This is a genomic window from Veillonella orientalis, assembly GCF_018406505.1.
In the GTDB taxonomy this organism is placed as follows: domain Bacteria; phylum Bacillota; class Negativicutes; order Veillonellales; family Veillonellaceae; genus Veillonella; species Veillonella nakazawae.
The window spans coordinates 1,476,157-1,490,188 of record NZ_AP022322.1 but is presented as its reverse complement, the minus strand read 5'-3'; the positions used below and the strand labels follow the sequence as shown (position 1 = coordinate 1,490,188).

The following is a 14,032-nucleotide window of genomic DNA, read 5'->3' as shown; positions in this document are numbered from 1 at the left end:
TATTTTATGAGGACATATGAACTGGATTGAACCAAAGCGCTTAGCACCGGGCATGATTATAGGTATTATGGCACCTGCCAGTGCAAGCGATGAAGATTTACATAGAATAGAAGAAATTTGTAACCTAAGGGGCTATAAAGTACTCTTTGGTGAAAGTGCACATCGCAAAGGCTTGTATGGCGGTACACCAGAGGAGCAAGCCCGAGAGTTTCAATATATGATGACCACCGCACCTTGTGAGGCTGTACTGGCTTTGCGCGGTGGTTACGGAACAATGCGTTATCTAGATTTATTAGATTATACAGCAATCCGTAAGCATCGAAAGGCTTTTATTGGGTATAGTGATTGTACAGCACTTCACATGGCGATCAATCGATATAGCCGACTCATTACCTATCACGGGCCGATGGGCGTAGATTTTAAGCCTGAACGCAAAGCAGATATTGATGCTTTATTTAATACTTTAGAAGGTAAATTACAAGTCATAGAACCCTTACCTGAACCGCCTCGTGGTGCTATTGGTACTGAGCTAGGCGAAGGTATTTTACGGGGCGGCAATATGACGATGTTATCTATGTTGTCGGGAACACCGTATTTTTTAGAGGATGCATCTTGGGAGGATACATTACTATTCATTGAAGATGTAGGAGAGGCACCTTATAAGCTAGATCGCATGTTGCAACAATTTCGCCTCAGTGGTTTATTGAGTCGTATTAAAGGTTTAGTGATTGGTACTTTTACAGATTGTGAAGGCGATGATGATGAGCGTGATTACGATTTAGGCTATGAAGCGTTACGCTACATGGAGGAAAATAGAGACCCTAAATTGTTGGAGCCTTTTGTATGTTATGTCCCAACAGGTCATGGAACTCCGCATCAAACATTACCACTAGGAGCGATGATTAACTTTAGGTATATATCAAATACCATAATTGTTCATCCCTATACGAAATAGACACATTCTTCTTAGTTAGAATAAATAATCAATAGTATAAATTAGAAATTAAAAAGGGAAGTTATGACATTACAAGAACGAGAGGCTCGTGCCTGTGCCATCATAGATAGTATGACAGAGGAATTGCGCGATATCTCCTCATATTTACACGATAACCCAGAATTGGGCTTAAACGAGCATAAAGCAGTTAAGGTAATTAACCAATTCTTAGAAAATCATAATTTTATATCTCAAGTGGGATTAACAGATTATCCTGAGTTACAAACGGCGTTACGGGGTGACTATAACGATACTGCACAGCATAAAATAGCCTTTTTAGGTGAATATGATGCACTACCAGAACTCGGTCATGGTTGCGGCCATAATCTCATTGCTATGATGAGTTTAGGTGCTGCTGTTGCCTTCAGTCAAAGTGCACCGGAAACGTGGGGAACGACCTTCTTTGGTTGTCCTGCGGAGGAAACTATTGGTGGTAAAGTATACATGGCTGAGGCTGGTTTATTTAAGGGCTATGAGGCGGCGCTCATCATTCACCCAGGCGGTGAAAATGAGGTGGGGGGCACATCATTAGCGACGCATCCCCTAGAGATTACCTTCCATGGACGGTCTTGTCATATAGCATCATTAACTGACTCTGGTATTAATGCCTTAGACTGTGCTGTAGATTTATATCAAAAAATAAAAGAGTTAAAGAAAACATTCCCTAAAGGGGCTATTGTAGGGACCATTTTTACCGAAGCTGGTACAGCACCAAATGTAGTAACTCCTAAGGCTACGATTCGTATGACTGTTCGCGGTAGTACGGTGGACGATTTAGAAGGTATTATTTTGCCGGCTATCAAAGAGGCTGCTAAAGAGATCGGAGTATCTTATGGCGCCCGTGTTGAGATGCATCATTATGAGCCTCTCTTTAAGGATATGCGTCAAGATAAACAGCTATTAGATCTCTTTAACGATGTGATGACTGAATTTGGTGAAACGCCCCGTATATTGCCTGATGATGAGGCTGATGGTAGTACAGATGTAGGAAATGTATCTTATGAAGTACCAACAGCACAGCCTACTTTGCAAATTGGGTTAGGTTTAGAGGCTCATACACCAGAGTTCACTTGTGCAGCAGGTTCTGACTATGGATTGGAGCAAGCGATTAAGGGCGCTAAGATTATGGCTGTGGTAGCCTTGCGTTATGCAGTAGGTAAGTGATGTTCAATTTTTGACATATAGAGGTCAAAAAGGTACAATAGATATAATATTTAAGTAAGTATGAAACAAGCCGTCTTCAACAAGACGGCTTTTATTCCGGTGGAGATAGATATGAGTGTTTTAACCGTTTCAAATGTAACCCATGGTTTTGGAGCGCGACAAATTTTAGATGATGCATCATTCCGCTTGTTGAAAGGTGAACATGTAGGGTTAATTGGTGCTAATGGTGAAGGCAAGTCTACATTCCTAAATATCATTACAGGTAAAATACCTCCTGATGAAGGTAAAATTGAATGGTCCAACCAAGTAACTGTAGGTTATTTGGATCAACATGCGGTCCTTGAAAAGGGCATGACCATTCGCGACGTATTGCAACGAGCTTTTGATGATTTGTTTGTAATGGAGCAAAACATTAACGATGCGTACAATCGCATGGGTGATGTGTCTGAAGATGAAATGAATAAGCTTCTCGAGCAAGTAGGGGAGTGGCAAGAAATTCTAGAGCAGCGTGGCTTCTATGAAATTGATGCGGTTATTGAGCGTACAGCTGCAGGTTTGGGCCTTATGGATATTGGGCTTGACCGAGATGTTACGGAGCTCAGCGGTGGCCAGCGTACAAAGGTTTTACTTACAAAACTTTTACTAGAAAAACCAACGATTTTGCTCTTGGACGAACCGACAAATTATCTTGATGTAGAGCATATCCAATGGTTGCAAAATTATTTACAAAACTACGAAAATGCGTTCATCTTGATTTCTCATGATATGGAGTTTTTAAATTCCGTAGTCAACGTTATTTATCATATTGAGCAAGCAGTTTTAACGCGTTATACTGGCGACTATCATCAGTTCCAAGCGGCTTATGAAGTGAAAAAAGCGCAAGCGGCTAAGGCTTATGAGCGTCAACAACAAGAGATTGAGCGTATGGAGGACTTTATTCAACGTAATAAAGCTCGTGTAGCGACGCGTGGTATGGCAAACTCTAGGGCAAAACGCTTAGAGAAGATGGAAATTTTGGAAAAACCAAAAGAGTATATCAAGCCTACCTTTGGCTTTAAAGAAGGTCGTACGCCAAGCCGCTTCATTGTAGAGGCTTTTGGCTTACAATTAGGTTATGATGAACCGTTAACTAGACCAGTAGACTTTCAAATTGAAAGAAATAAAAAAATCGCCATTCGCGGCGTCAATGGTTTAGGTAAAACAACGTTGTTAAAAACTATTCTAGGTTTATTAAAACCTGTAAGTGGTGAGTTGGTAAAAGGTGAGTTTTTACAAGTTGGCTATTTTGCTCAAGAAGATTCACCATCCAACTCTGAAACAGCGCTAGATTATATTTGGAATGAATATCCGGCTATGACCAATGCAGAGGTGCGTGCAGCCCTTGCTCGTTGTGGCCTTACGAATGAACATATTACATCTCAAATGCGTGTATTATCTGGTGGTGAGAATGCTAAGGTTCGCCTATGCAAACTCATGCAGAATAAGTACAATGTGTTGGTTTTAGACGAACCGACTAACCATTTAGACGTATATGCGAAGGAAGAATTGAGCCGTGCATTACGTGATTTCAAAGGTACTATTGTACTAGTAAGTCACGAACCTGAATTCTATCAAGGGTGGGTTACGGATATTTGGAATATTGAGGATTGGACGACAAAAATCGTTTAGGAGGACCGATGAATCAACGTGCAAAGGACGGGATAAAGCAATTCTTAGAGGCTTTATCTGTTGATACAGAGGCACCAGAGTTAGAGAAGACACCAAGTCGTGTAACAGAATTATATAGTGAATTATTCAGTGGCGTAGGATTAGATACAAAATCTGCATGGGGAGAAACCTTTAGCACAGACTATAAAGGCCTTGTGGCAGTTACAGGAATTCCATTTTATTCCATGTGCGAGCACCATTTATTACCTTTCTTTGGTACTGTAGATATTGTGTACCAACCTAAGGATGGGTGTGTTGCAGGGCTTAGCAAGTTCCAAGATATCGTTAATATTCTTAGCCGTAGACCGCAATTACAAGAGCGGTTGGCATCTGAATTAGCAGATGCTATTATGAATGATTTATCCGCTCATGGCGTATTTGTACGCATTACATCGACTCAGTTGTGTATGCTCATCAAAGGTACCATGCAGCAAGATTCAAAGGTTATTACATTAGAAAGCCGAGGCGTGTTAGCCGAAAAAGGCACATTAAGAGACGAAGCGTTAGCAATGTTAGGTGGAGGACAGGTAAATGTTTAAACGTAGAAATTATACATGGAATGATGGCAAAAGTTTATCTTTGTGCGATCGTACCCTTATTATGGGCATACTCAATGGTACACCTGACTCCTTCTCTGATGGCGGTTTATTTAACACGCCAGAGACGGCAGCAGCACATGTAACGCAAATGATTGAAGATGGTGCTGATATCATTGATTTAGGCGTAGAATCTACGCGCCCTGGTTGCACACCATTGACAGCAGATGAAGAAATTGAACGCTTAGCCCAATTGATAGACCCTGTACTACATGCATCTACAGTACCTGTATCTATCGATACCTATCATGCTAAAACTGCTGATTATGCACTTTCAAAGGGCGCTCATATTTTAAATGATATTTGGGGCTTACACTATGATCCTGATATGGCAGCAATAGCCGCAAAATACAAGGTACCTGTAATCATCATGCACAATAGTAATGATACAAACTATGGTGACATCATTGAAGATATGAAGGCATACTTCTTCTTTGCTGTAGATAAAGCCTTAAAGGTTGGTGTAACACCACAACAAATTTGGCTTGATCCAGGTATCGGATTTTTTGGTAAAACAGAAGAACAAAATATTGAAGTTATGCAACGTTTAGGCGAATTAACGGCTTATGAATACCCTATTTTACTTGCGCCTAGCCGTAAGGGTTTTATCGGTTCTATGTTGGGCGGTTTACCTCCAGAAGAACGCGATGAAGGCACGGTAGCGGCTTGTATTACGGGTGTATTCCAAGGTGTTGATATGGTGCGTGTTCATAATGTGAAAATGCACAAACGCGCCTTGGCCGTAGCAGATGGCCTATTACGAGGTGAATAATGGATAAAATCGTTTTAAAAAACATGGCATTTTATGGATACCATGGCAATTTGACATCTGAACAAGAGCAAGGACAGCGCTTTTTTGTAGATGTTGAAATTACTACGGATCTTACAAAGGCCGTTCAAAGTGACCAGTTAGAGGATTCTATCAATTATGTAGAAGTATATGAGCTTGTAGAATCTGTTATGACTGGAGAAAAACATAATTTATTAGAGCGTTTAGGTGCACTTATTGCCGACTCTTTATACCAACATTATCAAGGTATCGTTGGCTTATCTGTAACGGTGCGCAAACCATCTGTACCTATTGCTGGTATCCTAGATTATGTTGAGGTTGTCACTACAAGAGGTCAAATTTGATGTATACCTATTACATCAGTGTAGGTTCAAATATAGGTGATAAAAGAGGCTATATTAATTCCGCTTTTCACCTATTACAAGGGCATGAGGCCGTTTCAGAGGTTATTAGTTCTTCTTTGATAGAAACGGAACCTTGGGGATATACAGATCAGGCGTCATTTATTAATGGCATGTGGTCTTGTAAAAGTACTTTGAATCCTCATGAAATGTTAAGTGTCCTTCAGTCCTTAGAACAAGAGGCTGGTCGTGAACGACTCATTCACTGGGGACCACGTACATTAGATTTAGATATTATTTTGGCTTTTGATGAAGCCGGTTCTATGATTTCCATTTGTGCTGAAACTCTAACTATACCGCATCCTTATTTTTGGGATAGAACCTTTGTCTTAGAACCTTTACATGAGTTGTTACCAACTTTTACCTATAAGGGTATCTCAATTAGCGAGCGACTAGCTACATTAAGTTTGGCATAGAAGTCCACAAAGATATTAAAAAAATTTACAGTTATACCTAGAATTGGGATTATATTAATAGGGACTTACTGTAATGGCAATATATTATTACGTTTTATGCCTGGGGATTCATAGGGAGTATAAATGAATATAAAACGTATCGGTTTATGCATACTAGCATTAATTGTAGTGGGGCTCTCCTATTGGCTTGCAGTAGGTGGCAATTACGACAGTAAAACAGTACGCATAGACCCAGAAGAGCATACATTAGTAAATTCTAGTGATGCCATCATTTCAAAACGAATATTAGCGATGAAGTCTATCGACTCACAAGTGTACTTTCTAGGTTATGAAGGGTATGGTATTTATAATTTAGCTGATAATACACTTCGGTTGATGCCTATTACCTTTCGTGGCCAACATATTGAGCCACCGAAGACCGAGAATTACCAACGTGGTTTACGAGAGATTACTATGGTAAAAACTTTCTCTGATTTTAGTGGGCCAGAACAATCCGTACTCAAGGATTTGTTGGAATCTACAGATAGAGGAGCTCATTATTATGGGGACTTTTACCATTCAGGTTATGAGTCATCCCTCATTGACATGAAGGATCAATATTTTATAACGAATACGGTACGAGCTTTAAAGCGTATAAATCATACATTGTATGTATATGATGCGTCAGGGTTTATTATCATTGATTTAGATAGTCGTCGTATTCAAGGGTTCTTTAATAATCGTCTAGGTGGAGAAGGACCCAAAGGAGTACCTGATAGCTTGCGTGGCCATTATGGTTCAGATTTCACGATGATATATGCATTGTCCAAGTTAGATCCAAAGGATTTAGAGATTTTATGGTCAATGCGAAAACAATATTTAGAAAAGTCACCACAAGTGATGGAGAATAAGGATTTATTCCCGCTTAATCTTGATGAGATGACTTTATAGGAGGTATATTATGCTTTGGTCAATTATTGTAGGCGGATTCATTGGTTTTGTAGCTGGTCGTATTACTAAAAAGGCGCAAAGCATGGGGATTATTCTTCGTGTTATTGCTGGTTTGGTAGGGGCTTCTGTAGGTCAAGCTTTGCTTGGTACTTGGGGCCCAAGTCTTGCAGGCATGGCATTAATTCCGTCCATCGTTGGTGCAGTTATAGTGATTGCTGTAGTAAGCTTCTTTACTGGACGAGACTAACTATATAATAGAAGGACTATTATAGGATTTCCTATAATAGTCTTTTTTTATCACTATAAATCTATTTTCTTATATACCTATGAGAAAATAGGTATATAATAGTTTATGTATTTTACAAGCAATATGCTTTAATATAACTTAAAATTGTCGATTCATATACTGGTAATCGCTGGTTTAAGTGGAATTGAATTAGAAGATGTATATCTTTTAGTACGAATCGTAGGAGGCCCTTATGAAGTTACGTAAAGTAGGTATTATTGGCACTGGACATGTAGGTTCTCATGTAGCATTTTCTCTTGCTCTACAAGGTGAAGTAGATGAACTATATATGATGGATATTGACGAGAAAAAAGCTAAAGCACAGGCAATGGATATAAATGATGCTGTTAGCTATATTCCTCATAAAGTAACAGCTACTGCAGGTCCTATTGAAGATTGTGGGGATTGTGATATTCTCGTATTTAGCGCTGGTCCTTTACCAAATTTATATCAAGATCGTTTAGAAAGTCTTGGTGATACAGTAGAGGTTTTAAAGGATGTTATTCCGCGAATTAAAAAGTCCGGCTTTGATGGTTTTATTATCTCTATTTCTAATCCTGCTGATGTTGTTGCTACTTATTTATGTAAACATTTAAATTGGAACCCAAAACGTATTATTTCCAGTGGGACAGCTTTAGATTCAGCGCGATTACAAAAAGAATTGGCGCGCATTTTTAATATTAGTAACCGTACAATTACAGTGTATTGTTTAGGTGAACATGGCGGTAGTGCTATGGTGCCATGGTCTCATGTTTATGTACAAGGAAAACCGTTAGTACAATTACAACAAGAATTGCCTCATAGATTCCCTACACTTGATCATACTCAAGTGCTAGATGATGTAAAAATTGGTGGTTACCATGTATTGGCTGGTAAAGGCTCCACAGAGTTTGGCATTGCTAGTGCAACAACAGAATTAATTCGTGCTGTATTTCATGACGAAAAGAAAGTGTTGCCATGTTCTTGTTATCTAGATGGCCAATATGGTGAAGAAGGAATCTTTGCATCGACTCCAGCAGTTATTGGCAAAGATGGTATCGAAGATGTATTTGAATTGAAGCTTGCTGAAGATGAATTAGCTTTATTTAAAAAGTCTTGTGCAGTAATTCGTGAATATGCTCATAAAGCAGAGTCTTTATAAGGCCATAGTGGCTGTTACTAATAAATCTATCTCTGATAAGACCTTTTTAACTATATGATAGATATAAGATAAACTATAGATAAATTTATTTAGTCCCTAACGAGGTTCTGTGATATAATTAAAAAATGACAGTATACAGATGATGAATATTTTTGGGGGATATTATGACTCAAGACACTATGGAAGTACAACGTCCAAAAAAGCCTCGCAGACGGGTTAGACCTAATCGCAAAGCGCAGGATCAACGTATTATCCTCATGTGGATCAAGCGAATTGGTATAGGGATTATGGTGCTGCTATTATTAGGGCAAGCCTATCGCTTGGTGGCTGTATATCAAGAAAAACAACATATTGAGCAACAATTGCAAGAATTAAAACAGCGAAATGAAGAATTAGAACAGGAAAAGGCTAAGTTGCAAGATCCAAAGACCATTGAGGGGGTGGCTCGTGAGGAGCTCGGCCTTGTAAAACCTGGTGAAGTGCCTTATGTAAAATAGGTTTGACTGTAGTAATTTAGATTCGCATTAGTTTGTAGTTTGAGGTTTCCGCATTAATTAGGAGGTTGCATGGCAATCGAAGTTGGTAACATTATTGATGGTACCGTATCTGGTATTACAAAATTCGGCGTTTTTGTTGATTTAGGAGAGAAGAAAACAGGTCTAGTTCATATTTCTGAAGTAGCTCATGGGTATGTCGAAGATATTAATACCGTATTAAAGGTTGAAGATCCAGTAAAGGTTAAGGTTTTATCTATTGAAGGTAATAAAATCGGCCTTTCTATTCGTCAAACACAACCTAAAGAGACAGCAAGTGAAGAGCGACGTCCTCGTCGTGTTCAATCTAAACAAAGCACAGAGGCTTTTGAAGCAAAGATGAAATCATTCTTGCGCGATAGCAATGAACGCTTACACGATTTAAAACGCAATACAGAAGGTAAACGCGGAGGCCGAGGCGGTCGTCGAGATTAATAGTGAGAGATGGCATTGAGCCATCTCTTTACTTATGTATAGGTCTTAACAGTATAATAGTGTTAGAGGCATACTAATTATGTAAGGAGCAATTATGAAGTTAGCTATTATTGATATTGGATCAAATTCAGTACGCTTATTATTGGCTACTTATGAAAATAATATATGGCACTATGAGCCAAAACAGTTGTGGACTACTCGTTTAGGCCAACGTAATTCAGATGGTACATTGCGCACTGAATCGATGGAAGCATCCTATCAAGCTTTCACGGATATAAAAAAACTTGCAGATCAATATGGTGCGGACTACTGCTTTGGCTTCGCGACAAGTGCCGTTCGAGAAGCACCAAATGGCATTGAATTTATGGGATGTATCAATACATATTGTCCTATGGAATGGCGCATTTTATCAGGTGATGAAGAGGCAATTTATGGATTTAATGGTGCATTAGGAGATCAGTTGAATGATGGTCGTCACTATACAACTATCGATATCGGTGGCGGTAGTACAGAGCTAGCATTAGGCAATAAGGACGGCGTTTACTGGAGTCGATCTTATCCTGTAGGGGCTGTACGCCTTCAATCTATGTCTGATGAAGGTCCTCAACGAGTATGGGAAGAAACTCGATTCCTTTGGGATCCCATGATGATTCAAGGTGAATTTGGTGAATTCATTGGTATCGGTGGTACGCTAACGACGCTAGCGGCCATTGATTTAGGCCTTGAAAACTATGATGGTTCAAAGGTACAAGGTCATAAATTAAGTCGTGAAACAGTAGAGGGCATCATTCTAAACTTACGTTACATGAGTCGCGATGAGCGATTACACGTAAAAGGTTTACCTGCAGGACGTGCCGATATCATCGTAGCTGGTGCAGAAATTTTAACGTCCTTTATGGATGCTTATGAGGTTCCTCATGTATTTGTGAGCGACCAAGATGGTATGGAGGCGATGGCTCGTGAATGTGAAAGAACTTATTCGAACCATTAATCACACCTTAAAATCACATAATCTATTTCCTGAAAATAGTCGAATTCTAGTAGCTTGCTCTGGTGGCCCCGATTCAATGGCTCTATTGTATTTGTTACAAGATATTGCTACGCATCGTCATACAACGTACAAAATAGGTGTAGCCATTGTGGATCACTGTATTCGCCCTGAAAGTAAGGAGGAGGTCTTGTGGCTCCAACATCAAGTGGAAGAATTAGGTCTGCCATTTTATTCCGCTACCTTTGATGTACCGCGCCTAAGTAAGGAACATAAAAAGTCTGAAGAAACTATAGGCCGCCAAGTACGTTATCAATGGTTAAATGAAATTGCCCAGTCTGAAGGGTATGATTATATTTCAGTAGCTCACCACAAAGACGATCAAGCAGAATCGATTTTGGCACATATCATTAGGGGTTCTGGTCTAAATGGTTTAACTGGCATGTCTGTAGTACAATCTGAATATGCTATTCCTGTAGTTAGACCGCTGTTAGACGTAACAAAAGAAGACTTACTAGCCTATATAGGGACAAAACATATTTCGTATTGTGTAGATTCTACGAATGAGGATGTACGATACCAACGAAATAGGATTCGTCATCGCATTATACCTGAATTGGAAGCCGTTAACCCTGCTGTGGTAGATGCCATAGTTCGACTAGGAAGTTCTGTAAATGAAGATGTAATGGTTATCTCTGATTTAACGTCTAGAACCTTTGATAAATTAGTGTCGATTGGTGATGACGAGGTGAGAATCTCTCGCCGTGCCTTGAGACAGGAGCCACTGGCAATACAGCGGAGATTATGGCAGCGTTTAGTAAGTACCATTGACTCTGATCTAACGCTTACATCAGCTCATCAAGAGCAATTACTGGACATTGTTAACACAGGGGAAAAGAAAACTTTCACTATAAAAAGTATAAAAGTAATCGCTCAATGTGATACAATAAAGGTATATTGCAAACATTAATATGAATCGTGGAGGTCATATAGATGCATCAAGACGCAAAAGAGATTTTATATACAGCAGAACAATTACAGGCTCGTGTAGCCGAGTTAGGTAAAGCAATTAGCGAAGACTATAAAAATGAATCTGTAGTGCTCGTAGGGGTGTTAAAGGGAGCCATCGTTTTCTTTACAGACTTAGCTCGCGCTATTGATGATAGCGTAGATGTAAGTTTTGATTTTATTTCTTGCTCTAGCTATGGTAGTGGCACAACTAGTACAGGGGTAGTTCGAATTCTAAAAGATTTGGATCGCTCTGTAGAGGGGAAGCATGTGCTCGTTGTGGAAGATATCGTAGATACAGGCACAACATTGCATTACTTATTAGAAAATTTACATGCTCGTGGTGCTAAAAGCGTACGCCTTGCAGCATTGTTGAATAAACCAGATCGCCGTAAGATGGACGTAGACGTTGACTATGTGGGCTTTATTATTCCTGATTATTTTGTTATCGGTTATGGTTTAGACTACGCAGAAAAATATCGTCACTTACCATATATCGGTATTTTAAAGGAAGAAATGTATCAAAATTAAAAATATGATATAATATATGAGTGCATCTCTTAATGAGATGTACTCAATTCGTTTATACAAGTAAATTATTATTGAAAGGGGTAATCTTTTGGGTCGATTTACAAAAAATATCGTCCTTTACTTACTTATCATTGCCGCTTTCGTTATCGCCATTGACGCTTTCTCTGGTCAAAGTGCGAATAAATCTGAACTAAGTTACACAGGATTTATTCAACAAGTACAACAGAAAAAGGTTGAGTCCGTAACGATTACCAATGATCATGGTATTAAAGGTAAACTAAAAAATGGAACAGAGTTCAATTCTTATGCGCCAAGTGATGAAACATTAATTAAAACATTACAAGATAATGGCGTAGAAATTACAGCAGCTCCACCTGAGCAACCAGCTTGGTGGATGAGCCTGTTAGGTTCTGCTATTCCTATCATCATCTTGGTGGTGTTGTTCTTCTTTATTATGCAACAAACTCAAGGTGGCGGTGGCCGAGTGATGAACTTTGGTAAAAGCCGTGCTAAATTGATGGGTGAAGGTAACGTAAAGGTTAGCTTTAAAGATGTAGCAGGTGCTGAAGAAGCAAAACAAGAATTAGAAGAAGTAGTAGAATTCTTGAAGGATCCAGGTAAATTTACAACAATCGGTGCTAAAATTCCGAAAGGTGTATTGCTCGCAGGACCTCCAGGTACAGGTAAAACTTTGCTTGCTAAAGCCGTTGCTGGTGAAGCAGGGGTACCATTCTTTACGATTTCTGGTTCTGACTTCGTAGAAATGTTCGTAGGTGTTGGTGCTTCTCGTGTGCGTGATCTTTTCACACAAGCGAAAAAGAATGCGCCATGTATCATCTTTATCGACGAAATTGATGCGGTAGGTCGCCAACGTGGCGCAGGTCTTGGTGGTGGTCACGATGAACGTGAACAAACATTGAACCAATTACTCGTTGAAATGGATGGTTTCGGTGCCAACGAAGGTATTATTACTATCGCTGCCACAAACCGTCCAGATATTCTTGACCCAGCGCTGTTGCGTCCAGGTCGTTTTGACCGTCAAGTTATCGTAGGTCGTCCAGACTTACGCGGTCGTGAAGCAATCTTAAAAGTTCACGCTCGTAACAAGCCATTAGCTGACGATGTAGACTTGAAAACAATTGCTAAGAAAACTCCAGGCTTTACTGGTGCTGACTTGAACAACTTGTTAAATGAAGCGGCTTTATTGGCAGCTCGCCTTAACAAAAAAGTTATCACTATGGCTGAAGTTGAAGAAGCTAGTGAAAAGGTTAGCATGGGTCCTGAACGTCGCAGTCATATTGTGAGCGAGAAAGACCGCAAGTTAACAGCGTACCATGAATCTGGTCATGCCATCGTGGCACATTTGTTGCCTCATGCAGATCCTGTTCATAAGGTAACAATCATTCCTCGTGGCGCAGCAGGTGGTTACACCATGATGCTTCCTACAGAGGAACAAAACTACAAAACAAAATCTCAATTATTAGCGGATATTCGCGTAGCCCTTGGTGGTCGAATTGCAGAGGCTTTGATTTTAGATGAAATCAGCACAGGTGCTTCTGGGGACCTTCAAAGTGTAACGAATACAGCACGCGCTATGGTAACGCGTTGGGGCATGAGTGATGAGCTTGGTCCTATCGTATTTGGTGAACAACAAGAACAAGTATTCTTGGGTAAAAACCTTGGCCATGAACGCAACTACAGTGAAGAAATTGCTGCAAAAATCGACTCTGAAATTCATCGTATTGTAGAAGAAGCGTACAAAGATGTAACAAAACTTCTCAGTGAAAATGAAAAATTCTTACATGATATGGCAAATGCTTTATTAGAGGAAGAAACCATCGATGCAAAAGCGGTAGATAATCTTTACAAATATGGTACAACGAAAGCCCCTGAAGTTGAGGAGCCTAAAGAAGCTCTAGAAGCGGCAGGTATTGTAGTACCAGAGGTGGTTGAAGCTAAAGAAAACACTGCTACAGTGGATGTTCCTAGTGAAACACCTTCTAATGAAATCAAATAATGAGATATCTAAATAAAAGAGCTGGCCTCGTTGAGGGCCAGCTCTTTTTATATATGCTCTTTTGATTATAATTACCTATTACTAGCTATAGTACT

The 14,032-nt window shown here is 39.6% G+C and carries 16 protein-coding genes; all 16 read left to right on the top strand.

Annotation, left to right across the window (positions count from 1 at the left end):
- The first annotated feature begins 16 nt into the window (after nucleotides 1–16).
- The 16 genes from VEIS1202513_RS06755 to ftsH all read left to right on the top strand — a co-directional run bounded on the left by VEIS1202513_RS06755 (nucleotide 17) and on the right by ftsH (nucleotide 13,937).
- On the top strand, nucleotides 17–955 hold the full coding sequence (locus tag VEIS1202513_RS06755) for a S66 peptidase family protein (RefSeq protein ID WP_213467142.1): 939 nt from the start codon (nucleotides 17–19) through the stop codon (nucleotides 953–955).
- Between the two features lie 63 nt (nucleotides 956–1,018).
- Nucleotides 1,019–2,158, top strand: coding sequence for an amidohydrolase (locus tag VEIS1202513_RS06750; RefSeq protein ID WP_213467140.1), 1,140 nt, complete (start codon nucleotides 1,019–1,021; stop codon nucleotides 2,156–2,158).
- Between the two features lie 111 nt (nucleotides 2,159–2,269).
- The gene (locus VEIS1202513_RS06745) at nucleotides 2,270–3,826 is read left to right on the top strand and encodes an ABC-F family ATP-binding cassette domain-containing protein (RefSeq protein ID WP_213467138.1); all 1,557 of its coding nucleotides are present in this window, start codon (nucleotides 2,270–2,272) and stop codon (nucleotides 3,824–3,826) included.
- An 8-nt stretch (nucleotides 3,827–3,834) separates the two neighbouring features.
- Entirely contained in the window at nucleotides 3,835–4,404 is a 570-nt protein-coding gene (gene folE / locus VEIS1202513_RS06740; RefSeq protein ID WP_213467136.1) for a GTP cyclohydrolase I, read from the top strand.
- Nucleotides 4,397–5,233, top strand: a complete 837-nt coding sequence (folP, locus tag VEIS1202513_RS06735) for a dihydropteroate synthase (RefSeq protein WP_213467133.1) — start codon at nucleotides 4,397–4,399, stop codon at nucleotides 5,231–5,233. The genes folE and folP overlap by 8 nt, the downstream gene beginning before the upstream one ends.
- Nucleotides 5,233–5,595 carry a dihydroneopterin aldolase gene (gene folB / locus VEIS1202513_RS06730; protein WP_213467131.1) on the top strand — a complete coding sequence of 121 codons (363 nt, stop codon included), beginning with the start codon at nucleotides 5,233–5,235 and terminating at the stop codon, nucleotides 5,593–5,595. Before folP ends, folB begins: the two co-directional genes overlap by 1 nt.
- On the top strand, nucleotides 5,595–6,068 hold the full coding sequence (folK, locus tag VEIS1202513_RS06725; RefSeq protein ID WP_105086150.1) for a 2-amino-4-hydroxy-6-hydroxymethyldihydropteridine diphosphokinase: 474 nt from the start codon (nucleotides 5,595–5,597) through the stop codon (nucleotides 6,066–6,068). The genes folB and folK overlap by 1 nt, the downstream gene beginning before the upstream one ends.
- 123 nt (nucleotides 6,069–6,191) lie before the next feature.
- Nucleotides 6,192–6,998: a hypothetical protein gene (locus tag VEIS1202513_RS06720; protein WP_005387227.1), complete on the top strand. Its 807-nt coding sequence runs from the start codon at nucleotides 6,192–6,194 to the stop codon at nucleotides 6,996–6,998.
- A 10-nt stretch (nucleotides 6,999–7,008) separates the two neighbouring features.
- Nucleotides 7,009–7,245 carry a GlsB/YeaQ/YmgE family stress response membrane protein gene (locus VEIS1202513_RS06715; protein WP_005387228.1) on the top strand — a complete coding sequence of 79 codons (237 nt, stop codon included), beginning with the start codon at nucleotides 7,009–7,011 and terminating at the stop codon, nucleotides 7,243–7,245.
- A 232-nt stretch (nucleotides 7,246–7,477) separates the two neighbouring features.
- Entirely contained in the window at nucleotides 7,478–8,425 is a 948-nt protein-coding gene (locus tag VEIS1202513_RS06710) for an L-lactate dehydrogenase (protein WP_213467129.1), read from the top strand.
- Between the two features lie 164 nt (nucleotides 8,426–8,589).
- Complete coding sequence (locus VEIS1202513_RS06705) at nucleotides 8,590–8,922, top strand: FtsB family cell division protein (protein WP_105086152.1); 333 nt, start codon at nucleotides 8,590–8,592, stop codon at nucleotides 8,920–8,922.
- A gap of 69 nt (nucleotides 8,923–8,991) precedes the next feature.
- Nucleotides 8,992–9,393, top strand: a complete 402-nt coding sequence (locus VEIS1202513_RS06700) for a S1 RNA-binding domain-containing protein (RefSeq protein ID WP_105086153.1) — start codon at nucleotides 8,992–8,994, stop codon at nucleotides 9,391–9,393.
- Nucleotides 9,394–9,487: 94 nt separating this feature from the next.
- On the top strand, nucleotides 9,488–10,384 hold the full coding sequence (locus tag VEIS1202513_RS06695; protein ID WP_213467127.1) for a Ppx/GppA phosphatase family protein: 897 nt from the start codon (nucleotides 9,488–9,490) through the stop codon (nucleotides 10,382–10,384).
- Nucleotides 10,353–11,351: a tRNA lysidine(34) synthetase TilS gene (gene tilS, locus VEIS1202513_RS06690; RefSeq protein WP_105094748.1), complete on the top strand. Its 999-nt coding sequence runs from the start codon at nucleotides 10,353–10,355 to the stop codon at nucleotides 11,349–11,351. The genes VEIS1202513_RS06695 and tilS overlap by 32 nt, the downstream gene beginning before the upstream one ends.
- Before the next feature lie 23 nt (nucleotides 11,352–11,374).
- Nucleotides 11,375–11,920, top strand: coding sequence for a hypoxanthine phosphoribosyltransferase (gene hpt, locus VEIS1202513_RS06685; RefSeq protein ID WP_105086156.1), 546 nt, complete (start codon nucleotides 11,375–11,377; stop codon nucleotides 11,918–11,920).
- Between the two features lie 88 nt (nucleotides 11,921–12,008).
- Nucleotides 12,009–13,937, top strand: coding sequence for an ATP-dependent zinc metalloprotease FtsH (ftsH, locus tag VEIS1202513_RS06680; protein ID WP_213467125.1), 1,929 nt, complete (start codon nucleotides 12,009–12,011; stop codon nucleotides 13,935–13,937).
- Nucleotides 13,938–14,032: the final 95 nt, after the last annotated feature.